Source organism: Variovorax sp. DXTD-1, from assembly GCF_003984625.1.
Lineage (GTDB): Bacteria > Pseudomonadota > Gammaproteobacteria > Burkholderiales > Burkholderiaceae_C > Variovorax.
In genome coordinates this window covers 44,762-65,469 of record NZ_RWKH01000029.1, presented here as the reverse complement: position 1 = coordinate 65,469, position 20,708 = coordinate 44,762, and the positions used below count along the sequence as shown (strand labels likewise).

Annotated in this window: 19 protein-coding genes and 1 tRNA gene; 13 read left to right on the top strand and 7 right to left on the bottom strand. The window is 65.5% G+C overall.

The window, feature by feature from the left end:
* Positions 1–69 precede the first annotated feature (69 nt).
* The gene (locus tag EJI00_RS22755; RefSeq protein ID WP_126749746.1) at positions 70–1,770 is read left to right on the top strand and encodes a bifunctional protein-serine/threonine kinase/phosphatase; all 1,701 of its coding nucleotides are present in this window, start codon (positions 70–72) and stop codon (positions 1,768–1,770) included.
* Between the two features lie 39 nt (positions 1,771–1,809).
* Here the strand turns inward: EJI00_RS22755 and EJI00_RS22750 are convergent, their stop codons facing one another.
* Positions 1,810–3,081, bottom strand: a complete 1,272-nt coding sequence (locus EJI00_RS22750; protein ID WP_126749745.1) for an MFS transporter — start codon at positions 3,079–3,081, stop codon at positions 1,810–1,812.
* A 257-nt stretch (positions 3,082–3,338) separates the two neighbouring features.
* On the opposite strand from EJI00_RS22750, the gene EJI00_RS22745 reads away from it, so the two are divergent.
* Positions 3,339–4,631, top strand: a complete 1,293-nt coding sequence (locus tag EJI00_RS22745; RefSeq protein WP_126749744.1) for an ANTAR domain-containing protein — start codon at positions 3,339–3,341, stop codon at positions 4,629–4,631.
* A gap of 25 nt (positions 4,632–4,656) precedes the next feature.
* Here EJI00_RS22745 and EJI00_RS22740 read toward each other — a convergent pair whose 3' ends face one another.
* The 4 genes from EJI00_RS22740 to EJI00_RS22725 all read right to left on the bottom strand — a co-directional run bounded on the left by EJI00_RS22740 (position 4,657) and on the right by EJI00_RS22725 (position 9,350).
* Complete coding sequence (locus tag EJI00_RS22740; protein ID WP_126749743.1) at positions 4,657–5,466, bottom strand: ABC transporter ATP-binding protein; 810 nt, start codon at positions 5,464–5,466, stop codon at positions 4,657–4,659.
* A gap of 55 nt (positions 5,467–5,521) precedes the next feature.
* Complete coding sequence (gene ntrB / locus EJI00_RS22735) at positions 5,522–6,460, bottom strand: nitrate ABC transporter permease (RefSeq protein ID WP_126749742.1); 939 nt, start codon at positions 6,458–6,460, stop codon at positions 5,522–5,524.
* 22 nt (positions 6,461–6,482) lie between these two features.
* Positions 6,483–7,727 carry a CmpA/NrtA family ABC transporter substrate-binding protein gene (locus EJI00_RS22730; RefSeq protein WP_126749741.1) on the bottom strand — a complete coding sequence of 415 codons (1,245 nt, stop codon included), beginning with the start codon at positions 7,725–7,727 and terminating at the stop codon, positions 6,483–6,485.
* Between the two features lie 342 nt (positions 7,728–8,069).
* Positions 8,070–9,350, bottom strand: coding sequence for a nitrate regulatory protein (locus EJI00_RS22725; protein ID WP_126749740.1), 1,281 nt, complete (start codon positions 9,348–9,350; stop codon positions 8,070–8,072).
* A gap of 77 nt (positions 9,351–9,427) precedes the next feature.
* Between EJI00_RS22725 and tsaD the strand changes: the two genes are divergently transcribed.
* On the top strand, positions 9,428–10,489 hold the full coding sequence (gene tsaD / locus EJI00_RS22720; protein ID WP_126749739.1) for a tRNA (adenosine(37)-N6)-threonylcarbamoyltransferase complex transferase subunit TsaD: 1,062 nt from the start codon (positions 9,428–9,430) through the stop codon (positions 10,487–10,489).
* Here tsaD and EJI00_RS22715 read toward each other — a convergent pair.
* The gene (locus tag EJI00_RS22715) at positions 10,425–11,183 is read right to left on the bottom strand and encodes an alpha/beta hydrolase-fold protein (RefSeq protein ID WP_126749738.1); all 759 of its coding nucleotides are present in this window, start codon (positions 11,181–11,183) and stop codon (positions 10,425–10,427) included. The genes tsaD and EJI00_RS22715 overlap by 65 nt on opposite strands.
* A 197-nt stretch (positions 11,184–11,380) precedes the next feature.
* A complete protein-coding gene (locus EJI00_RS22710) occupies positions 11,381–11,752 on the bottom strand; it encodes an Hsp20/alpha crystallin family protein (protein WP_126749737.1) in 372 nt (123 codons plus the stop codon).
* A gap of 121 nt (positions 11,753–11,873) precedes the next feature.
* Between EJI00_RS22710 and EJI00_RS22705 the strand changes: the two genes are divergently transcribed.
* The 10 genes from EJI00_RS22705 (at position 11,874) to EJI00_RS22660 (ending at position 20,700) form a co-directional block, all read left to right on the top strand.
* Positions 11,874–13,163, top strand: coding sequence for a branched-chain amino acid ABC transporter substrate-binding protein (locus EJI00_RS22705; protein WP_126749736.1), 1,290 nt, complete (start codon positions 11,874–11,876; stop codon positions 13,161–13,163).
* A gap of 11 nt (positions 13,164–13,174) precedes the next feature.
* Positions 13,175–14,332, top strand: coding sequence for a pyridoxal phosphate-dependent aminotransferase (locus EJI00_RS22700; protein ID WP_126749735.1), 1,158 nt, complete (start codon positions 13,175–13,177; stop codon positions 14,330–14,332).
* 115 nt (positions 14,333–14,447) lie between these two features.
* Positions 14,448–14,714 carry a 30S ribosomal protein S15 gene (gene rpsO / locus EJI00_RS22695; protein ID WP_007837783.1) on the top strand — a complete coding sequence of 89 codons (267 nt, stop codon included), beginning with the start codon at positions 14,448–14,450 and terminating at the stop codon, positions 14,712–14,714.
* Positions 14,715–14,929: 215 nt separating this feature from the next.
* On the top strand, positions 14,930–17,248 hold the full coding sequence (gene pnp, locus EJI00_RS22690; RefSeq protein ID WP_126749734.1) for a polyribonucleotide nucleotidyltransferase: 2,319 nt from the start codon (positions 14,930–14,932) through the stop codon (positions 17,246–17,248).
* A gap of 87 nt (positions 17,249–17,335) precedes the next feature.
* Positions 17,336–18,334 carry an NAD(P)H-quinone oxidoreductase gene (locus tag EJI00_RS22685; protein ID WP_126749733.1) on the top strand — a complete coding sequence of 333 codons (999 nt, stop codon included), beginning with the start codon at positions 17,336–17,338 and terminating at the stop codon, positions 18,332–18,334.
* Positions 18,328–19,113 (top strand): triose-phosphate isomerase, encoded by a 786-nt coding sequence (gene tpiA / locus EJI00_RS22680; protein WP_126749732.1) that lies wholly within the window; start codon positions 18,328–18,330, stop codon positions 19,111–19,113. Before EJI00_RS22685 ends, tpiA begins: the two co-directional genes overlap by 7 nt.
* A gap of 39 nt (positions 19,114–19,152) precedes the next feature.
* The gene (gene secG / locus EJI00_RS22675) at positions 19,153–19,578 is read left to right on the top strand and encodes a preprotein translocase subunit SecG (RefSeq protein ID WP_126749731.1); all 426 of its coding nucleotides are present in this window, start codon (positions 19,153–19,155) and stop codon (positions 19,576–19,578) included.
* Positions 19,579–19,695: 117 nt separating this feature from the next.
* Positions 19,696–19,780 (top strand) — tRNA-Leu (locus EJI00_RS22670).
* 65 nt (positions 19,781–19,845) lie between these two features.
* Positions 19,846–20,205 carry an NADH-quinone oxidoreductase subunit A gene (locus EJI00_RS22665; RefSeq protein WP_012748607.1) on the top strand — a complete coding sequence of 120 codons (360 nt, stop codon included), beginning with the start codon at positions 19,846–19,848 and terminating at the stop codon, positions 20,203–20,205.
* Positions 20,206–20,220: 15 nt separating this feature from the next.
* Positions 20,221–20,700 (top strand): NuoB/complex I 20 kDa subunit family protein, encoded by a 480-nt coding sequence (locus EJI00_RS22660; RefSeq protein WP_012748606.1) that lies wholly within the window; start codon positions 20,221–20,223, stop codon positions 20,698–20,700.
* Positions 20,701–20,708: the final 8 nt, after the last annotated feature.

Below are 20,708 nucleotides of genomic sequence, written 5' to 3'. Positions count from 1 at the left end.
AACGTTTCAAGCAAAGGAAGCACGCGGTGCGCGTGCAAAGTGCGTGGAAAGCACATGGAGAATGGCGCCATGAGCTTTGAAGTGGACATCGGCTACAGCAGCCAGCGCGGACCGCGCGAAGTGAACGAAGACTTTGCCGGTGCCGTCAACGCACCACCGGGGGACGAGTCGCGCGGGCTCATTGCCGCCATTGCCGACGGTGTGTCCACGGGCGGACGCGGCCTGGAAGCGGCGCAGACCACCGTGATGGGCTTGCTGGCGGACTACTTCGCGACGCCTGCCACCTGGGAGCCGACCGCCGCGCTCGACCGCCTGGTGGCGGCGCAGAACGCCTGGCTTGCCGATCACAACCGCCGGCGCCAGGGCAGCGCGACCGCGCTCACCACGCTGACGGCGCTGGTGCTGCACGGCCAGAGCTACACGCTCGCGCATGTGGGCGACACGCGCGCATGGCGCGTGCGCGCCGACGGCGAGCCGGCCATGCCACTGACGCAGGACCATGCCTTCGAGCATCCCGACATGCGCAGCCGCTTGACGCGCGCCATCGGCCTGGACGACCAAGTGCGCGTCGACTACGCGCAGGGAGATGTGCGGGTGGGCGACTGCTTCGTGCTCACCTCCGACGGCGTGCACGGCGTGCTCAAGCCGCAGCGCCTGGCCGCTATCGCCTTGCAGGGCAGCGCCGAGCAGGCGAGCGAGGCGCTGGTGAACGCGGCTCTCGAGGCCGGTACACGCGACAACGCGACCGCCTTGGTCATTCGCGTCGTCGGCCTCGATCCGCGGCAGCTGGACGACGAGCTCGGAGACGGCCGCCGACTGGCGCCGCCGCCCTTGCTGAAGGTGGGCGACGTGCTCGACGGTTACGTGGTCACCGCGCTGGTGGCCGACACCGGCGTGCACCTGCTCTACCAGGCGCGCAACGCCGCCACGCGCGAACTGGTGGCGCTCAAGACGCTGCATCCCTCGCGCGCCAGCGACCCGCAGGAGCGCGCGATGCTCGCGCACGAAGCCTGGCTGGGCCAGCGCGTGGGAAGCGGTGGATTCGTGCGCGTGCACGAGCGTGCAGAAAACGCCAGCGCGCTCTACATCGTGTTCGACTGGCACGGCGGACGCACGCTGGAGCAGATGCGCAAGTCCGGCGCCCGCGGCGCGGTGGCCGAGGTGGTCACCGCGGCCATCGAAGTGGCCAAGGCGCTGGGTCGGCTGCATCGCCACGGCGTGGTGCATCGCGACATCAAGCCCGGCAACCTGCACCTGGGCGACGACGGCCGCTGGCGCATTCTCGACCTGGGCGTGGCGTTGTCGGGCCGCGAAGGCGCGGCCCAGCGCGAACTGCATGCGGGCACGCCCAGCTACATCAACCCCGAGCAATGGGAGGGCGCCCCCGCCGACACGGGCAGCGACCTGTTCGCGCTCGGCGTCACGCTGTACCAGTGGCTCGGCGGACACTTGCCCTACGGAGAGATCGAGCCCTACCAGGTGGCGCGCTACCGGCGCGACCCGGCCGCCCTTTCGCGCCTGCGGCCCGATGTGCCCGTGTGGCTCGACCACCTGGTGCGCAAGGCCGTGGCCCGCGATCCGCGCGAACGCTTCGAAACCGCCGAGGAAATGCTGCTCGCCCTGGAGCGGGGCGCTTCCCGCCCGGTGGGTGCGCCGCCCGCCACGCCGCTGATCCGCCGCGACCCGGCCGCGCTCTACAAGATCGCGCTCGCCGTGTCGCTGCTGTTCAACGCACTGCTCGTGGTGTGGCTGCTGTTCTTGCCACGTTGAGAGAGGGGATGGCGCGCGCTTCATTGGATGCCTTTTTGTCTACGGCCGCGCTCCGCGCTTAACTTCGCCGGAGGCGAAGTTAGCCTGCGACGAAACGGTGGTCGTGCGAGCACGACCACCTTTTTCGGCCCAGGTGCGGGTCCAGCGGATCTGCATCACGCGCATCACGCCCAGCATGACGAGCGACAGCACGCCGAAGAACACGAAGCCCCACACGTAGCTGCCCAGGTATTGCTTCGACAGGCCCATGGCGTTGGGCACCAGGCCGCCACCCAGCGCGCCGATTTCGCCGATCATCGAACCGGCCACCGCGGTGCTGGTGGGCCAGCGCAGCGGCACCAGCTGGAACAGCGCGCCGTTGCCCGCGCCCAGGGCGGCAAAGCACAAGATCAACAGCAGCGTGGTGAGCGCGAGCGATGCCGACGAGATGCCCACCAGCACCAGCCCGACGGCCACCACCAGCAGCACCACCGTGAGCGTGTTCACGCCGCCCCAGCGGTCGGAAATCCACCCGCCGACGATGCGCACCGCCGCGCCCATGAAGGCCGCCAGCATGGTGAGTTGCCCCGCCTGCACCTTGCTCACGCCGAACTGGTCGTAGTAGTAAGAGGGCAGGAAGGTGATGAGCCCGATGAAGCCGCCGAAGGTCACGCCGTAGATCAGGCTGAACACCCAGCCGTCTTTCTCGAACAGGCAGGCGATGTGCTCGCGGAAGCTCGCGTGGCTGTCGACGTCGGGCGGCTCCTTGGCAAACAGCACCATCACGACCATCGGCACCAGAATGGCGGCGGCCGCCACGGCGTACACCGCCTGCCAGCCGAGCCATTGCGCGAGCGGCGGCGCCACCAGCACCGACACCGCCGTGCCCACGTTGCCGGCGCCCACCAGGCCCATGGCCAGGCCCTTGTGCTGCGGCGGAAACCAGCCCGAACCCAGCGACAGCGCCACGCCGAAGCTGGCGCCCGCAATGCCGAGCAGCACACCCATGGCCAGCAGGTCGTTGAAGCTCTTCACGAAGAAGAAGCCGAACAGCATGGCCACCGCGATCAGGCCCATTTCGACCAGCGTGGCGTTCTTGCGGCCGATGTATTGCGAGAGGATGCCGAGCGGAAACCGCATGAGCGCGCCCGCGATGATGGGCACCGACAGCATCAGGCCCTTTTGCGCGGGCGAAAGATCGAAGGTCTCGCCGATGAACGGCGCCATGGCGCCGTTGAGCACCCAGATGCAGCAGGAGAACGAGAAGTACAGAAAGGCCGCGAACAGCGTCGGGCCGTGGCCTGAGTGCAAGAAGGTCCTGAAACTGGACATGGCGTTCAATCGTGCGAAATGCCGCGGCGCAGCCTTTTAGGGGCCGTGTCGACGGACGGGGTTGGGGCGGAATGCCGGCAGCGAACGCTGTCGGCGTGGGGGTGCTTCCCGGCCATTGCGCAGCCAGGATGGATGCAGGAGCCTGCAGCCTCACCAAAGCGGTGCTTCGTTACACCGCACCCGTGTCGATGCAAGAGACGTGCCTGCGCAAATGCGCGGGCGTGGCCTATGCTTGCCGTGCCTTCAACCGCTTTTCCATGATGTCCCTTCTTGTCGTCCTGCCCAATGATTTCGCCGAATCCGCGCCACTGCCGGAGCCGCTCCAGCAGGCCCTCGCGACCGCCGGTGTCGCTGCCGTCGAGCGGGTCACCTGCCACACGCTGGTGCAGAAGGTGGGTGCGCTTGCACCGCAACAGGCGGTGGCTTGGCTGCCCGCACCGGCGCAACAGCTGCAGGCATTGCTCGATGCCGTCGGCGAATGGAAGGGCGCGCCTCCTTGCGGGCTGAGCCTCGTCAGCGCGCCGCTGGACAGCGCGCAGCACGAAACGCTGGTTGCGCTCGGCGTGCACGCATGGCTGCCGATGCAAGCTTTCGATGGCGGCTCGCTTCGCGCGTTGACGGTGCTGGCGCAAGCCAGGCGGGACCGCGAGGCGGCGCTGCGCACCGAACTCGACGGCCTGCGCACGCGCATGGACGAACGCAAATGGGTCGACCGCGCCAAGGGCCTCTTGATGTCGTCCCGCGGCATCGGCGAGGACGAGGCCTTCGGCTTGCTCCGCGGCGCTGCCATGCATGCCAACCTGCGGCTGGGCGAGGTGTCGCGCTCGATGATCGAGGCCGCCCAGTGGGCCGATGCCATCAATCGCGCCGGGCAACTGCGCATGCTGTCGCAGCGGCTGGTGCGGATCGCGGCGCAGATGCTTGCCGGCATCGACGTGCAGCGCGCGCGCGTCTTGCGCACGCAATCGGTCGAGCGGGTGCAGCAGAACCTGGATCATCTGGCCACCCTGGAGCTTGGGGCCCCCGGCGCGGGCGCGCTGGGCGACGTGCAGGTGGCGTGGAGCGGGCTTTCCGCCGCACTGGCGGCGCGCGCGGTGCCGCAGGCGCTGGCCGACATCGACAAGCGTGGCGACGAACTGCTGGCCGCTGCAGAAGCGCTGACCGATGCGCTCGAAGCCTCCGGCGCGCGGCGTGCGCTGCGCATCGTCAACATTTGCGGGCGGCAGCGCATGCGAGCGCAGCGCCTGGCCAAGGACGCGCTGCTGGCCTCGGCGCTTGCCGCGGGTGCTTCGCGCGAACGCCTGCTGCCGACGATGAACGAGTTCGAGGCGGCGCTGCTGGAGCTGGAGCGCGCGCCGCTCAGTTCACCTGAGATCCGTGCCGCGCTGGCGGCGGCGCGGGACGAATGGCTGCGCCTGGTGGGCGGCGTGCAGGCGCTCGACAGCCCCGAAGGCCGCGCAACGCTGGTGCGGTCCAGCGAGGCGCTGGTGGACACTTTCGAGCGGCTCACCGCCTGGTACGAGCACAGCCTGCAGGTCATCATGTCCTGACTCCGGATGTGCCGTGCCGGCGGTGTCAGGCCGCAACCTTCTCCACGTGCGCCTGGCGCGTGTAGAGAAAATCGATCACGGCCTTGCGGGCGTGCACATAGGTCGGGTCTTCGGCCAGTTCGACGCGGTTGCGCGGACGTGCGATGTCGACCTTCAGCACTTCGCCGATGGTGGCGGCCGGACCGTTGGTGAGCATCACGATGCGGTCGCTCAGCAGCACCGCTTCGTCGACGTCGTGCGTGACCATGACGACGGTGCTCTGCGTCTTCTGCACGATGCCGAGCAGTTCGTCCTGCAGCTTGGCGCGCGTGAGAGCGTCCAGGGCGCCGAAGGGTTCGTCCATCAGCAGCACCTTGGGTTCCATCGAGAGAGCGCGCGCAATGCCCACGCGCTGCTTCATGCCGCCCGAGATTTCGCCGGGGCGCTTTTGCGCGGCGGGTGTCAGGCCGACCATTGCGAGCGCCGCATCGGTGCGTGCGCGCAACTGCGCCTTGCCTTCGGTGGCGGCAAAGACGCGCTCGACCGCGAGGTACACGTTCTCGAAGCAGGTGAGCCAGGGCAGCAGCGAGTGGTTCTGGAAGACCACCGCGCGCTCGGGGCCGGGGCCCTTGATTTCGCGGTTGGCGCACAGAAGCACGCCCTGCGTGGGCGTCGTCAGGCCGGCAATCAGGTTCAGCAGCGTCGACTTGCCGCAGCCCGAATGGCCGATCAGCGTGACGAACTCGCCCTTGGCCACGTTCAGGTTGACGCCCTGCAGCGCGAGGAAGCTGCCCTTGGCGGTCTTGAAACGCTGCTCGACGTTGTGGATCTCGATGTACTTGGAATCGTCATTCATTGGAAACCTCCGCGCAGCAGCGCTGCGGTATTCGCCTTCGGAACGGCCGTGCGGCTCATGACTTCACCTCTTCGAACGTGAATGCGGTTGCAAGCTTGATGAGCGCGAACTCCAGCACCAGGCCGACGATGCCGATGACGAAGATCGCGATGATGATGTTGGCGACGTTGAGGTTGTTCCACTCGTCCCACACCCAGAAGCCGATGCCGACGCCGCCGGTGAGCATTTCGGCCGCAACGATCACCAGCCAGGCGGTGCCCACGGCCAGGCGAACGCCGGTCAGCATGTAGGGCAGCACGGCGGGGAAGAGAATCTTGGTGAAGATTTTCCATTCGCTGAGGTTGAGCACCTTGGCCACGTTCATGTAGTCGCTCGGCACCCGTTGTACGCCCACGGCGGTGTTGATCACCATCGGCCAGATCGAGCAGATGAAGATGGTCCAGATGGCGGCCGGGTTGGCACCCTTGAACACCAGCAGGCCGATGGGCAGCCAGGCCAGCGGCGACACGGGGCGCAGCAGGCTGATCAGCGGGTTGAACATGCGCGAAAGAAACTCGAAGCGCCCGATGGCAAAGCCCGCCGGAATGCCGACGGCGGCCGCGAGACCGAAGCCCAATGCCACGCGCTGCAGCGACGAGAGCACGTTCCAGCCCACGCCCTGGTCGTTCGGGCCCTTGCTGTAGAACGGATCGCTGAACACCGTGAGCGCCTGCTGCCAGGTGGCAAGCGGCGACGGAAAGCCGGTGGTGCTCTTCATGGCGACCAGCTCCCAGATCAGCACCAGCAGGCCGAAGCCCGCGAGCGGCGGCAGCACGCGCATCCAGAAGGCGCGCAGGTCGATGGATGTGTGTTGCTTTTGCTCCCTCTCCACTTTGGGCAGTGGGGTGGGAAGGGTGGCCGCTTCGGCGCGGGCAGCGCCCTCACCCCGGCCCTCTCCCGCACGCGGGAGAGGGAGAGATGCGTCCATCGGCGAATGAAATACAGCGCTGACCATGGTGTGTTTCTCCTCAGGCGTCTCAGACGTGGATCTTGAAAGAGTCGGCATATTTCTTCGGGTCCTTGCCGTCCCACACGGAGCCGTCGAACAGCTTGCTGGTGCGCAGCACGTCCTTGGGCACAGGCGTTTGCGTGGCGGCGGCGGCCTGCTTGTAGATGTCGATGCGGTTGATCTCGGTGGCCACCTTCAGGTAGTCCGGATGCTCCTTCAGCAAGCCCCAGCGCTTGTGCTGCGTGAGAAACCACATGCCGTCCGACAGGTACGGGAAGCTCACGGCGCCGCCGTTGTAGAACTTCATGTGGTTGGGGTCGTCCCAGCTCTTGCCCATGCCGTTGATGTAGCGGCCCAGGATGCGCTGGTTGATGGCGTCCACGCTGGTGTTCACGTAGCTCTTGTCGGCGATGGTTTCGGCCATCTTGTTCTTGTTCTGTAGGCCCGTGTCGATCCACTTGCCGGCTTCGATGATGGCCGCGGTCACGGCGCGCGCGGTGTTGGGGTACTTCTTGACGAAGTCGCCCGTGGTGCCGAGCACTTTTTCCGGATGGTCTTTCCAGATGTCCTGCGTCGTGATGGCTGTCACGCCGATGCCGTCCATGATCGCGCGCTGGCCCCAGGGCTCGCCCACGCAGTAGCCGTCCATGTTGCCCACGCGCATGTTGGCCACCATCTGCGGAGGCGGCACGGTGATGTTCTTGACGTCCTTGAACGGGTCGATGCCGGCCGAGGCCAGCCAGTAATAGAGCCACATCGCGTGGGTGCCCGTGGGGAAGGTCTGGGCAAAGGTGTATTCGCGCTTTTCGGTCGCGATGAGCTTGGCGAGCGAGGCCGCGTCCACCGCGCCCTTGTCGGCCAGCTTCTTCGACAGCGTGATGGCCTGGCCGTTGTTGTTGAGGGTCATGAGCACGGCCATGTCCTTCTTCGGGCCGCTCAGGCCCAGGTGCATGCCGTAGACCAGGCCGTAGAGCACGTGCGCCATGTCCAGGTCGCCGTTGGAGAGCTTGTCGCGCACGCCGGCCCAGCTGGCTTCCTTGCTGGGCACGATCTTCACGCCGTATTTCTTGTCGATGCCGAGCACCGAGGCCATCACCACGCTGGCGCAGTCGGTCAACGGGATGAAGCCGATCTTCACTTCCTCCTTTTCCGGCTTGTCGGAGCCCTGGGCCCAGACGGCGGCGCGCAGGGCGGGATCGATTCCCACAGCGCCAATGGCGGCGGCTTGCAGTACGCGGCGGCGGCTGAGGCGGGTTTTCAGCAGGTCGGTCATGTGACGGGCTCCGGTTGAAGAACAACAAACAAAAGGAAGACAAAAAACAAAAAGGCGTCCCGCACCGCGCAGGGGCTGCTCGAAAACGAGCCCTTGCGGGATGGGGGACGCCTTTGTCCGATTTCGGTGGGCAACACCCGCCGTTGGGTGCTGCCTGCCTGGGACCCGTGGGTCCATGTACTACTTCAGCAAACTGTGTGCCAGCTTTGTTTGCCGCCGTTTGCTATCAAATAGGCAGCAAAAGAGCCACTGGCCGTGTGCGTGCAAGGTCTCCAGTGCGAAAAGTCGGGGTCATGCACGATTGTTGTGCGCCGCACCATTTCGAACGCCCGCAAGCTGCCGTCAGCGCCGGGATGTCGCCTCGATGGGCAGGTAGTCGGCCATGGCGAGCATCGACTCGGCCACGTCGACGAGCCGGCGCTTCTGGTTCATGGCGGTCTGCAGCAGCATCTTGTGTGCTTCGTTCTCGCTCATTCGGCGATGCGCCATCAGCAGGCCCTTGGCGCGTTCGACCAGCTTGCGCTCGTGGAGCGAAGCGCGAACGGTTTCGAGCTCTTCGCTCATGGCCTGCAGCCGGTGCGACTGCTCTTGCACCATGTCGAGCACCGAACGCTCGAGGTGCCGGCCGTACTGGGCCGGCGCCGTGGCCTCCGCGCCTGTGTCGTCGAAGAAGAGGGCGCCCTCGGCTTGCGGCGCGAGCGTGCCGAGCACTTGCTGGTATTTCTGCAGTTCGCCGCGCGCCTGCGCGATCTTGCGGGCGCAGAGTTCGCGCAGGTCTTCGGCCAGCCGGTGTTCGACGGTCTTCATGGCGTCGATGCGGCGGGTGCAGCAGTCGAACCAGTCCTGGCTCAGCCGGGGATCGGGCGCGGCCGCCGAGGCTGCCTGGGCCGAGGTCACGCTCATGCGGCGCAGGCGTTCGATCTCGGCCATGACGGCGTCGGACTGGCCCTGATGCCAAAGCGCGAGCACGCCGCTGCTCGAGAAATCGATAAACACCTGGAAGCAGCGCTCCTGCAGTTCGATGAGATGCAGCCATTGCTGGCGCTGCGCCTCGTCGCTGCGCCCCAGCGCCAGCGACGAGGCGCCGAAAGCACGTTCCTGCCCGGCGAATTCCTTGCCCTGCATGAAATTGAACATCGCGATGAGGAGGCGCGAGATTTCCGGGTCGGTCGCGCCGTCGGCCGCTTCGAACACCACCGCCAGCAAGCCGGCGACGAGCTTCGCGAAGGCGGCGGTGGCCTGCGCGGGCGTCAGTTCGAGCGCGCCGACGCGGCGGCGCAGCGCGGGCAGGCCGTCGAGACCGGGAAGCACCCAGGCAATGCGGCTGAAGAGCCGGGCGCTGTTGCCCGCGGTGGCGCCCGGGCGGCCTTCGGTTTCGAGCTGGTCGAAGCCGGCGCGCACCTCCTCTTCGAGCGCCAGGCATTCGGCGATCTGCGGATCGCGCTGGTCGGCGAAGCGGACCCCGCGGGAGGCGAGAAACACGTTGGACATGCCGCGCTCCCGCTGCAGCGCATGAACGAGCCGCGCGATCAGCCCGACCAGGTCGCTGGTGCGCGCGAGCTGGTCCAGCTCGTCGATTTCGCACTTTCTGGCGGCGATCAGAAAACTCAGTCCGGATTTCATGGTGGGGAAGGGGAGGCAAAAGGCCTGCTGCAACATCCGTGCCGCACGGACATTCGGCGCCGCCTACACTCCTCTCGATGCTTCTTCTGGGAATCGAATCCTCCTGCGACGAAACCGGCGTGGCGCTGGTCGAATCGCACGGCGACGCGCTGCCGCTGTTGCGCTCGCATGCGCTGCACAGCCAGATCGCCATGCACCAGGCCTACGGCGGCGTGGTACCCGAACTCGCCAGCCGCGACCACATCCGCCGCGTGCTGCCGCTGACCGAAACCGTCATGGCAGAAGCCGGGCGCTCGCTGGCCGACATCGATGTGGTCGCCTACACGCGCGGCCCGGGCCTTGCCGGGGCCTTGCTGGTGGGCGCGGGCGTGGCTTGCGCCCTGGGAGCGGCGCTCGGCAAGCCGGTGCTCGGGGTGCATCACCTCGAGGGGCACCTGCTGTCGCCCTTCCTGAGTGCGGATCCGCCGGAGTTTCCGTTTGTGGCGCTGCTGGTGTCGGGCGGGCACACGCAACTGATGCGGGTCGACGGCGTGGGGCGCTATGAGCTGCTGGGCGAAACCATCGACGATGCCGCGGGCGAGGCTTTCGACAAGAGCGCCAAGCTCATGGGCCTGCCGTATCCGGGCGGTCCGTGGCTGGCCAAGCTGGCCGAAGAGGGCAATGCCGAGGCGTTCAAGCTGCCGCGGCCGCTCCTGCACAGCGGCGACCTGGACTTTTCATTCGCCGGGCTGAAGACCGCGGTGCTGACGCAAGCCAAGAAGCTCGGCGCCGGGCTGGAGGCGAGCAAGGCCGACCTGGCCGCTTCCACGCAAGCGGCCATTGTCGAGGTGCTGCTGAAGAAGTCGCTGGCCGCGCTGGGGCAGACCGGCCTGAAGCGGTTGGTCGTCGCGGGCGGCGTGGGCGCAAATCGAAGTCTGCGTGAGCAGCTGAATGCTGCATGCGCCAGGCGCGGTGTACGCGTGCACTACCCCGAGCTGCACCTGTGCACCGACAACGGCGCAATGATTGCGATGGCAGCCGCCATGCGGCTGCAGTCGGGTCTGGCGCAGGCCAGCGCGCGCTATGCCTTCGACGTCAAGCCGCGATGGCCCATGGCTTCGCTGATGGCATCCGAGGCGCCGGGGCAGGTGTCCGCGTAGCAGCAGGGCGCTGGGCGCGGCCGAGCGACGGCACCGGCAGCACGTCGAGCATGTTGCGCCACAGCTGCCGCCACTGCGGCCAGTCGTGGCCACCTTCGGTGGTGAACACGCGGCCTTCGGGCAGTGCATCCGCCAGCAGCTTGTGATTGCTCGCAAAACGGTCGCTCAGGCCGAACCCCAGGTAGAGCTGCGGCAGGTTCTTGGATCTTTGGGGTTCCAGGTATTGCTGGAACCAGGGCCACAGCTTGCGGTCGACTTCCTCGTCGGGCTGCGGGCCGGTGGGCGCCTGCCAGGTGCGCAGGCCGCCGGCCTTGTGGATTTCGGCGCCCAGAACGCGCCGCCCCAGGTAGGGTGCCAACGCGACGATGCCGTCGACCGAGCCCGGCCTGGACAACTCGTGGATCAGCGCGCCGAAGCCGCCGATGGAAATGCCCACCAGCCAGATCGACTTGTAGCCCTTGGCGCGCTGCGGCTCGATGACGTCCGCATGCAGGCGGTCGCTGAGCGTCTGGTCGTAGTAATAGGAAACGTCGGCGTCCACCAGCAGCGAGTCGGCGGCCAGATGGCGCTCTCGCACGGCGCTGATGAAGCCTTCGCGTTCGAATTCGTCGGGTTTGAGATAGGCGCCGGGCAGGAATACCAGGAGCGTGTCGGACCGTTCATTGTCATTGGCTGACTTGAGGTGCGTGATCATGGCGTGCCTTATGGGGCACCCGAATCCGCACCGTCAGCGATTCGGTGCGTTTGCGAGACGCCCACGAAGAAGAAAAGAAGATAAATGTGAATACGTCACATGATGTGACGTTATTCACTGCCCTATTGTGATTAGGGAGCGTCTTCAAAGTCAAAAACAATAGTTAACGACACTTTCCTCTCGTGGGCATTGCAAGATCAGTGGATCTGCAGCTCCGATATGCGGCTCACCGGCACTTGCTTGCCCAGCTTCAGCGTGAGCACGCCGTTCTCGAGCTTGGCTTCGCTCGCGCTCACGTCGATGTCTTGCGGCAGCTCGTACGCGGCCTTGAACTGGCGCTTGGCTTCGGCCTTGCTGTCGATGCGGACCACGGTGCCCTCGATGCCGATGGTGAGGTCTTCGCGCGAAAGGCCGGGCACATCGATGGAAAGCGTCCAGCTCTTGTCGTCCTGTTCAACGAGCGGCGACTTGCGTACGCCGGCAAAGGCTTCGTTGACGAAACGCTGGAAGGCGCGGTCATACGAACGCGGAGCAAAGCGGGCGGTATGAAGGGCGGGTGCGAAAAACATGAAAGAACTCCTGAATGAACACAATGGGGACAAGAATGTGTGTCCCTTACACTGCGCGGCCATTCAATGCTGAGTGCCGCTTGCCACCACATCTAGGCGCGGCCGCAACCGTTTCAAGACAATGAATCCCCCCTTTATTTGGCGTCGCAAGGCCTTGAAATTTGCGGCGCTGGCGCTATGCGCGGCCCCCTTCGCCGCAGCGGCGCAAACGCCACCGGCGCCCATTCGCCTGGCGTTGATCGAAAGCATGAGCGGTCCCTTCGCCAACACCGGAGAAGCGGTGTTTCGCAATCTGCTGTGGGCGGTGGAGCGCGTGAATGCGCGCGGCGGCATCAAGCTGCCGGGTGTGCCCGGTGGCGCGCGGCCGCTGCAGCTCGACCGCTACGACAGCAAGGGGCAGAACGAAGAAGCGCTGTCGGCGCTGCGCGCGGCCATGGACGACGGCGCGCGCATCGTGCTGCAGGGCAATTCGTCAGCCACCGCCGCGGCGCTGGTCGATGCCATCGAAAAGAACAACGAGCGCGATCCCTCGCGGCGCGTGATCTTTCTCAACTACGCGGCGGTCGATCCGGTGCTCACCAACGAGCGCTGCAGCTTCTGGCACTTTCGCTTCGATGCCCATGCCGACATGCGCGTGGCCGCGCTGATGGACGTGGTGAAGGACGATGCAACGCTCAAGCGCGCGTACCTCATCGGCCAGGACTACAGCTTTGGCCAGGCGGTGCTGCGCGAGACGAAACGCCAGCTCGGCGTGCAGCGGCCCGATGTGGAAATCGTCGGGGACGAACTGCACCCGATGGGCAGGGTGAAGGACTTCGCGCCGTATGCCGGCAAGATCATTGCAAGCGGCGCGCAGGCGGTGTTCACCGGCAACTGGGGCAACGACCTCACGCTGCTCGTGAAGGCGGCGCGCGAGGGTGGCTTCAACGGCACCTTCTATACCTTCTACGGCAACGCGCTCGGTGCGCCGGCCGCCATCGGCGATGCAGGCATCGGCCGCGTGATCGCGGTGGCCGACTGGCTGCCCAACGTGCAGACCGCGCAGTCCGAGGCGTTCTATCGCGCGTTCCGCGCGCGCTTTCCGAAGCCGGCCGACGACTACGTGCACATGCGCATGCAGTTGCTCGTGGAGTCGCTGGCGCAATCGATCGAGCGCGCGGGCAGTGTCGATGCGGTGGCCGTGGCGCGTGCGCTCGAGCAGGCCGACGTGAGCCTGTACGGGCAGCGCGGCCGCATGCGCGCGGCGGACCATCAGTTCCAGCAGCAGCTCGTGGTCGGCGTGATGGACAAACAGGGCAAGCCGGGCGTGCAGTTCGATGTCGAAGGTTCGGGCTACGGCTTTCGCGTGATCAAGACCATTGCACCCGAACGTGCCGAACTGCCGACCACCTGCAAAATGAAAAGAATCTAGAAAGCCAAGACATGCGTGAAGCCATCCACAACCTCGAAGCCTCCAAGATCCGCGAGGTTGCCAATGCCGGGCTCGGCCGCGACGACGTGCTCGCCTTCTGGTTCGGCGAAAGCGACGAGGTCACGCCCGAGGTGATCCGCCAGGCGGCCATCGATTCCCTGCAGCGCGGCGAAACCTTCTACGCGCACAACCTCGGCCTGCCGGAGCTGCGCGAGGCGATCGCCGGCTACACCAGCAAGCTGCATCCCAAGGTCGATGCTTCGCGCATCGCTGTGACCTCCGGCGGAGTCAGCGCGCTGATGCTCGCGGTGCAGGCGCTGGTCGATGCGGGCGACGAGGTCGTCGCGGTCACCCCCGTGTGGCCCAACCTCACGGCGCAGCCGGCAATCCTGGGAGCCAAGGTGCGCACGGTGTCGCTGGTGCCCGCGAATGGGCAGTGGACGCTCGATCTGGCCGCGCTGCGCAAGGCGGTCACGCCGAAGACCAAGCTGCTGATTGTCAACGCGCCCAACAACCCGACCGGCTGGACCATGACGCGCGAAGAGCAGCAGGCCGTGCTCGATCACTGCCGCGAAACCGGCACCTGGATCCTGGCCGACGAGGTGTACGAGCGGCTGTATTTCGAACCCTCGCCCAATGGCTGCGCGCCGAGCTTCCTGGATATTTCGAGGCCCGACGACCGGCTGGTGGTGACCCACAGCTTCTCGAAGAGCTTCCTGATGACCGGTTGGCGCCTCGGCTGGCTGGTGCTGCCGCCGGCGCTGGTCGAGGGCATCGGCAAGCTGATCGAGTTCAACACCTCGTGCGCCAGCGTCTTCACCCAGCGCGCCGCCGTCGCCGCCATCGAACACACCGCCGAGATCACTCCTCGCGTGGTCGCCCACCTGAAACAGTGCCGGGACACCCTGGTGCCGCTGCTGGAAGCCTTGCCCGGTGTGCAGGTGGCCCCGGCCAAGGGCGGCATGTACGCCTTTTTCCGGCTCGACGGCTTCGGCGACTCGCTCGAACTTGCCAAGCGCCTGGTCGTCGAGGCCGGCCTGGGCCTGGCCCCCGGCAACGCCTTTGCCCCGGAAGCCCAGGGATGGCTGCGCTGGTGCTTCGCTTCCAGGGACCCCCAGCGCCTTGTGCAGGGCGTGGAGCGCCTGAAAACCTGGCTATCCAGACAGTAAACGCGCAAGCCCGGGGCAAGCTATAATCCCGAGGCTTTGCATGCCGCAAGGCGCACGGTAGGGGCAGTTCCAGTGCCTACCGCAAGTCAAACATCCCGGAACAAGGAAATTCAACATGATCGCAGCCTCCATCAAGGCCGAAGTCGTCAAAGACAACGCCCGCGCCGCCAACGATACCGGTAGCCCCGAAGTGCAAGTCGCACTGCTGACCGCCCGTATCAACGAGCTCACCCCCCACTTCAAGACGCACGCCAAGGACCACCACGGCCGTCGCGGCCTGCTGCGCATGGTGAGCCGCCGCCGCAAGCTCCTGGACTACCTCAAGTCCAAGGACGCCGATCGTTACACCGCGCTGATCGCCAAGCTGGGTCTGCGCAAGTAAATCGAATCGCATGAAAAAACGCCTGGGTTAGTCCGCTAGCTCAGGCGTTTTTTACTTCGCGATCCACTTTCGGAGTGCCAAAACAGAGCGAAGCTGTGTCATTCCAATGAAGTTCCCGCCGAGCTTCGCTGGAATGGCATCGTGTTCTGAGAAGCCTCCGTCCCTGCGAAACCTGTGATGAATACAGGTCAATCGCTATCAAAACAGGAGCAAACATGAGCCTCTTCAACAAAGTCACCAAGTCCTTCCAATGGGGCGACAAGACTGTCGTCATGGAAACGGGTGAAATCGCCCGCCAGGCCAGCGGCGCTGTGGTGGTCGACATCGACGGAACCGTGGTCCTGGCGACCGTGGTGGCCTCCAAGTCGGCCAAGCCCGGCCAGGATTTCTTCCCGCTGACCGTCGACTACATCGAGAAGACCTATGCCGCGGGCAAGATCCCCGGCAGCTTCTTCAAGCGCGAAGCCAAGCCCAGCGAACACGAAACCCTGACCAGCCGCCTGATCGACCGTCCGATCCGCCCGCTGTTCCCGGAAGGCTTCCTGAACGAAGTGCACGTGGTCATCCACACGCTGTCGCTCAACCCCGAAGTCGATGCCGACATCGCCGCCATGATCGGCGTGAGCGCCGCGCTGTCGATTTCCGGCATTCCGTTCAGCGGCCCGATCGGCGCTGCACGCGTGGGCTACATCAACGGCCAATACGTGCTGAATCCGGGCCAGACCGCCCGCAAGGATTCGCAGATGGACCTCGTCGTGGCAGGCACCGAAGCCGCCGTGCTGATGGTCGAATCCGAAGCACAGCAGCTCAGCGAAGAAATCATGCTGGGCGGCGTGGTGTTCGGCCACGAACAAGCCAACATCGCGATCAACGCGATTCATGAACTCGTGCGCGACGCCGGCAAGCCGGTGTGGGACTGGCAGCCGCCGGCCGAAGACGAAGCCTTCGTTGCCAAGGTCAAGAGCCTGGCCGAAGAAAAGCTGCGCGCCGTCTATCAGATCCGCAGCAAGCAAGCCCGCACGCAAGCCCTGCGCGAAGCCAATGCCAGCGTGATGAACACGCTGAAAGAAAGCGGCGAACCCTTCGACGCCGGCAAGGTCAACGACCTGCTGTTCTCGATTGAATCGAAGATCGTCCGCAGCCAGATTCTGTCGGGCGAACCCCGCATCGACGGCCGCGACACGCGCACCGTGCGCCCCATCGAGATCCGCAACTCCGTGCTGCCGCGTACCCACGGCTCGGCGCTGTTCACGCGTGGCGAGACGCAGGGTCTGGTCATCACCACGCTCGGCACCGAACGCGACGCACAGCGCATCGACGCACTGGCCGGCGAGTACGAAGACCGCTTCCTGTTCCACTACAACATGCCTCCCTTCGCCACCGGTGAAGTGGGCCGCATGGGCTCGACCAAGCGCCGCGAAATCGGCCACGGCCGCCTGGCCAAGCGGGCGCTCGTCGCCGTGCTGCCGACCAAGGAAGAGTTCCCGTACACCATTCGCGTGGTGTCGGAAATCACCGAGTCGAACGGCTCCTCGTCGATGGCTTCGGTCTGTGGCGGCTGCCTCTCGATGATGGACGCCGGCGTGCCGATGAAGGCGCACGTGGCCGGCATCGCCATGGGCCTGATCAAGGAAGACAACCGCTTTGCGGTGCTGACCGACATCCTGGGCGACGAAGATCACCTGGGCGACATGGACTTCAAGGTGGCCGGCACGACCAACGGCATCACGGCGCTGCAGATGGACATCAAGATCCAGGGCATCACCAAGGAAATCATGCAGGTCGCACTGGCCCAGGCCAAGGAAGCGCGCATGCACATCCTCGGCAAGATGCAGGAAGCCATGGGCGAAGCCAAGACCGAGGTGTCGCAGTTCGCACCGCGCCTGACCACGCTGAAGATCAACCCCGAGAAGATCCGCGACGTGATCGGCAAGGGCGGCGCGGTCATTCGCGGCCTGCAGGAAGAAACCGGCACGACGATCAACATCGACGAAGACGGCACCATCACCATCGCCTCGACCGACCCCGAAAAGGCAGAGCTGGCCAAGAAGCGCATCGAGCAGATCACCGCCGAAGTCGAAATCGGCAAGGTCTACGAAGGCCCGGTCACCAAGATCCTGGACTTCGGCGCGCTCATCAACCTGCTGCCCGGCAAGGACGGCCTGCTGCACATCAGCCAGATCGCGCACGAACGCGTCGAGAAGGTGACCGACTATCTGAGCGAAGGCCAGATCGTCAAGGTCAAGGTTCTCGAGACGGACGAAAAGGGCCGCGTCAAGCTGTCCATGAAGGCCCTGAGCGAGCGTCCGGCCGGCATGGAATTCCAGGAACGCGCACCGCGTGAAGACCGCGGCGGCGACCGTGGTGATCGTGGCGGCGATCGTCGCGAACGTTCGGACCGCGGTGACCGTGGTGGTGACCGCGGCGGCGAACGTGCGCCTCGTTTCAACAACGAGCAGCAACAGCCGCGCAACGAGCAGCCGCAGGCCCCCGCCGGCGAGCAGCCGTACGCACCGCGCGAATCGCAAGAGTAAGAAGGGCGCAACGGCAGCTTTGCCGCCGTTGCCAACTTTTTAAACAGCTAACCACGCCCGGAACACGGGCGTTGCAGGCCAAAGACCATGAAAGCCATTGAAATCACTTCGTACGGCGCCCCTGAGGTGCTGCGCGCCGTGGAGCGTCCCGATCCGGTGGCCGGCGTGGGCGAACTGTTGATTCGCGTCGCAGCCAGCGGCGTGAATCGTCCGGACGTGTTGCAGCGCAAGGGGCACTACCCGGTGCCGCCGGGCGCCTCCGACCTGCCGGGCCTCGAAGTGGCCGGCGAGATCGTGTCGGGCGATGCCGCGGCCCTGGCCGAGGCGGGCTTCAAGATCGGCGACCGGGTCTGCGCGCTGATCGCCGGCGGCGGCTATGCCGAGCTGTGCGTGGCGCCTCTGGCGCAATGCCTTCCGGTGCCCAAGGGCTGGAGCGACATCGAGGCGGCTTCGCTGCCCGAGACCTTCTTCACCGTGTGGAGCAACGTGTTCGACCGGGGCCGCCTGCAAAAGGGCGAAACCCTGCTGATCCAGGGCGGCTCGAGCGGCATCGGCGTGACGGCGATCCAGATCGCCAAGGCGCTGGGCGCGACGGTGATCGTCACGGCCGGCAGCGACGACAAGTGCGAAGCCTGCAAGAAGCTGGGCGCGGACCACGCCATCAACTACCGCACGAGCGATTTCGCCGAAGAGGCGAAGAAGCTCACCGGCGGCAAGGGCGTGGACGTGATCCTGGACATGGTTGCGGGCGACTACGTGGCGCGCGAGATCGAATGCATGGCCGAAGACGGCCGGCTGGTGATCATCGCGGTGCAGGGCGGGGTCAAGAGCGATTTCAATGCGGGCCTGGTGCTGCGCAAGCGGCTGGTGATCACCGGCTCGACGCTGCGTCCCCGGCCCGTGGCGTTCAAGGGCGCCATTGCCAAGGCGCTGCGCGAGAAGGTCTGGCCGCTGCTCGAAAGCGGCGCGGTCAAGCCCGTGATCCACAGCACCTTTGCAGCGGGCGGCGAACCCAGTGGCGCGGCGCAGGCGCATGCACTCATGGAATCCAACCAGCACATCGGCAAGATCGTGCTGACATGGTGACGGGCAACAACACGATGACAACCAAGAAGAAGCTGATCGCCGGCAACTGGAAGATGAACGGCAGCCTGGCTGCCAACGAGGCGCTGGTGAAGGCCCTGCTGCAGGGCCTGGCCGCTGCGCCGGCCCGTTGCGATGTCGCGCTTTGCGCGCCGGCTCCGTATTTCGCGCAGCTGCAATCGCTGCTGGCGGGTTCGAAGGCCATTGCACTTGGTGCGCAGGACATTTCGGCGCACCCGCAAGGTGCGTTCACCGGCGAGCAATCGGCGGCCATGCTGAAGGAATTCGGCGTGCGCTATGCCATCGTCGGCCATTCGGAGCGCCGCCAGTACCACGGCGAAACCGACGAAGCGGTGGCGGCCAAGACGGCGGCTGCGCTCGCGAACGGCATCACGCCGATCGTCTGCGTGGGCGAAACCCTGGCCGAACGTGAAGCCGGGCATACCGAAGAAGTCGTCAAGCGCCAGCTTGCCGCGGTGATCCACGTCAATGGCCACTGCATCAGTGAAATCGTCGTGGCCTATGAGCCCGTCTGGGCCATCGGCACCGGCAAGACGGCCACGCCCGAGCAGGCGCAGGCCGTGCACGCCGTGCTGCGTGCGCAACTGCACCATGCCGCCAGCGAACACGCGGCCGGCATCTGCATTCTTTATGGCGGCAGCATGAACGCGGCCAACGCCGCCCAGCTGCTGGCGCAGCCCGACATCGACGGCGGCCTCATCGGCGGCGCTTCGCTCAAGGCAGCAGACTTTTTGCAGATCATTTCCGCTGCCGCTCGCTGAACGCGAGGGGCGGCTGACATCAATTAGGAGTAAGAACGAATGAATGTGGTCCTCAATCTTTTGGTCGGCGTGCAGATGCTGTCGGCCCTTGCAATGATCGGGCTGATCCTGATCCAGCACGGCAAGGGCGCCGACATGGGCGCGGCCTTCGGTAGCGGCAGCGCCGGCAGCCTGTTTGGCGCAAGCGGCAGCGCGAATTTTCTTTCGCGCACCACGGCAGTGCTGGCAGCGGTGTTCTTTGTTTGCACGTTGCTGCTGGCCTATTTCAGCCACGCACGGCCCGCCGGCGGCGGCAGCCTGCTGGAGCGCGCAGCCGTCGGCGCACCCGCCACGCCTGCTTCCGCTCCCGCAGGGCAAATTCCCGGCCAGATTCCCTCGGGTACCTCGGGCGCTGCGCCGGCCAATGCGCCTGCCTCGGCTCCCGCCGCGCCTGTTTCGGGTCCGGGCCAGATCCCGAACAAATAATCAAGTTGTTTTCATGGAGTCGCCAGTGAGAAACTGCTCCATTTCAGGGTAAACTCTAAAGCTGTTCGGAAAGCCAAACACCTTCACAGGTACCTCATGCCATCCGAACAAAAAACTGCGGTCGTGGTGAAATTGGTAGACACGCTATCTTGAGGGGGTAGTGGCGAAAGCTGTGCGAGTTCGAGTCTCGCCGACCGCACCAAATCTCACCGGCAGAAAACGTCATCCAGAGCGTTTCTGTCGGTGGCAAGCGGTGAAAATCTCCCGATGAACCTCGATTCCTATCTCCCCGTCCTTTTGTTTATTTTGGTCGGTGTCGGTGTAGGTGTCGCACCGCAAGTCATCGGCTACATCCTGGGTCCCAATCGGCCCGACGCAGCGAAGAACGCTCCCTACGAGTGTGGCTTCGAGGCCTTCGAGGATGCGCGCATGAAATTCGACGTGCGCTATTACCTCGTCGCCATTCTCTTCATTCTGTTCGATCTCGAGATTGCCTTTCTCTTTCCGTGGGCCATTGCGCTCAAGGAAATCGGCGCCGTCGGCTTCTGGGCCATGATGATCTTTCTCGCCATCCTCGTCGTGGGCTTTGCCTACGAGTGGAAAAAAGGCGCGCTCGACTGGGAATGACAAGGAATCATCAAAATGGCCATTGAAGGCGTCATGAAGGAAGGCTTCGTCACCACCACCTACGACTCGGTGGTGAACTGGGCGAAGACCGGATCACTCTGGCCGATGACTTTCGGTCTGGCTTGCTGTGCCGTCGAAATGATGCACGCAGGCGCAGCCCGCTACGACATCGACCGTTTCGGCATGCTGTTTCGGCCCAGCCCCCGCCAGTCCGATCTGATGATCGTGGCCGGCACGCTGTGCAACAAGATGGCGCCCGCTCTGCGCAAGGTCTACGACCAGATGCCCGAGCCGCGCTGGGTTCTTTCCATGGGCTCCTGCGCCAACGGCGGCGGCTACTACCATTACAGCTATTCGGTGGTGCGCGGCTGCGATCGCATCGTGCCCGTGGACGTCTATGTGCCGGGTTGCCCGCCCACCGCCGAGGCCTTGCTCTACGGCGTGATCCAGCTGCAGCAGAAGATTCGCCGCACCAACACCATTGCCCGCGCCTGAGAGACTGC

Excerpts from the sequence above, each read along its gene's own strand:
- EJI00_RS22755 (WP_126749746.1), top strand. The coding sequence starts at position 70 with ATGAGCTTTGAAGTGGACATCGGCTACAGCAGCCAGCGCGGACCGCGC.
- EJI00_RS22750 (WP_126749745.1), bottom strand. The coding sequence starts at position 3,081 with ATGTCCAGTTTCAGGACCTTCTTGCACTCAGGCCACGGCCCGACGCTG.
- EJI00_RS22745 (WP_126749744.1), top strand. The coding sequence starts at position 3,339 with ATGATGTCCCTTCTTGTCGTCCTGCCCAATGATTTCGCCGAATCCGCG.
- EJI00_RS22740 (WP_126749743.1), bottom strand. The coding sequence starts at position 5,466 with ATGAATGACGATTCCAAGTACATCGAGATCCACAACGTCGAGCAGCGT.
- ntrB (WP_126749742.1), bottom strand. The coding sequence starts at position 6,460 with ATGGTCAGCGCTGTATTTCATTCGCCGATGGACGCATCTCTCCCTCTC.
- EJI00_RS22730 (WP_126749741.1), bottom strand. The coding sequence starts at position 7,727 with ATGACCGACCTGCTGAAAACCCGCCTCAGCCGCCGCCGCGTACTGCAA.
- EJI00_RS22725 (WP_126749740.1), bottom strand. The coding sequence starts at position 9,350 with ATGAAATCCGGACTGAGTTTTCTGATCGCCGCCAGAAAGTGCGAAATC.
- tsaD (WP_126749739.1), top strand. The coding sequence starts at position 9,428 with ATGCTTCTTCTGGGAATCGAATCCTCCTGCGACGAAACCGGCGTGGCG.
- EJI00_RS22715 (WP_126749738.1), bottom strand. The coding sequence starts at position 11,183 with ATGATCACGCACCTCAAGTCAGCCAATGACAATGAACGGTCCGACACG.
- EJI00_RS22710 (WP_126749737.1), bottom strand. The coding sequence starts at position 11,752 with ATGTTTTTCGCACCCGCCCTTCATACCGCCCGCTTTGCTCCGCGTTCG.
- EJI00_RS22705 (WP_126749736.1), top strand. The coding sequence starts at position 11,874 with ATGAATCCCCCCTTTATTTGGCGTCGCAAGGCCTTGAAATTTGCGGCG.
- EJI00_RS22700 (WP_126749735.1), top strand. The coding sequence starts at position 13,175 with ATGCGTGAAGCCATCCACAACCTCGAAGCCTCCAAGATCCGCGAGGTT.
- rpsO (WP_007837783.1), top strand. The coding sequence starts at position 14,448 with ATGATCGCAGCCTCCATCAAGGCCGAAGTCGTCAAAGACAACGCCCGC.
- pnp (WP_126749734.1), top strand. The coding sequence starts at position 14,930 with ATGAGCCTCTTCAACAAAGTCACCAAGTCCTTCCAATGGGGCGACAAG.
- EJI00_RS22685 (WP_126749733.1), top strand. The coding sequence starts at position 17,336 with ATGAAAGCCATTGAAATCACTTCGTACGGCGCCCCTGAGGTGCTGCGC.
- tpiA (WP_126749732.1), top strand. The coding sequence starts at position 18,328 with ATGGTGACGGGCAACAACACGATGACAACCAAGAAGAAGCTGATCGCC.
- secG (WP_126749731.1), top strand. The coding sequence starts at position 19,153 with ATGAATGTGGTCCTCAATCTTTTGGTCGGCGTGCAGATGCTGTCGGCC.
- EJI00_RS22665 (WP_012748607.1), top strand. The coding sequence starts at position 19,846 with ATGAACCTCGATTCCTATCTCCCCGTCCTTTTGTTTATTTTGGTCGGT.
- EJI00_RS22660 (WP_012748606.1), top strand. The coding sequence starts at position 20,221 with ATGGCCATTGAAGGCGTCATGAAGGAAGGCTTCGTCACCACCACCTAC.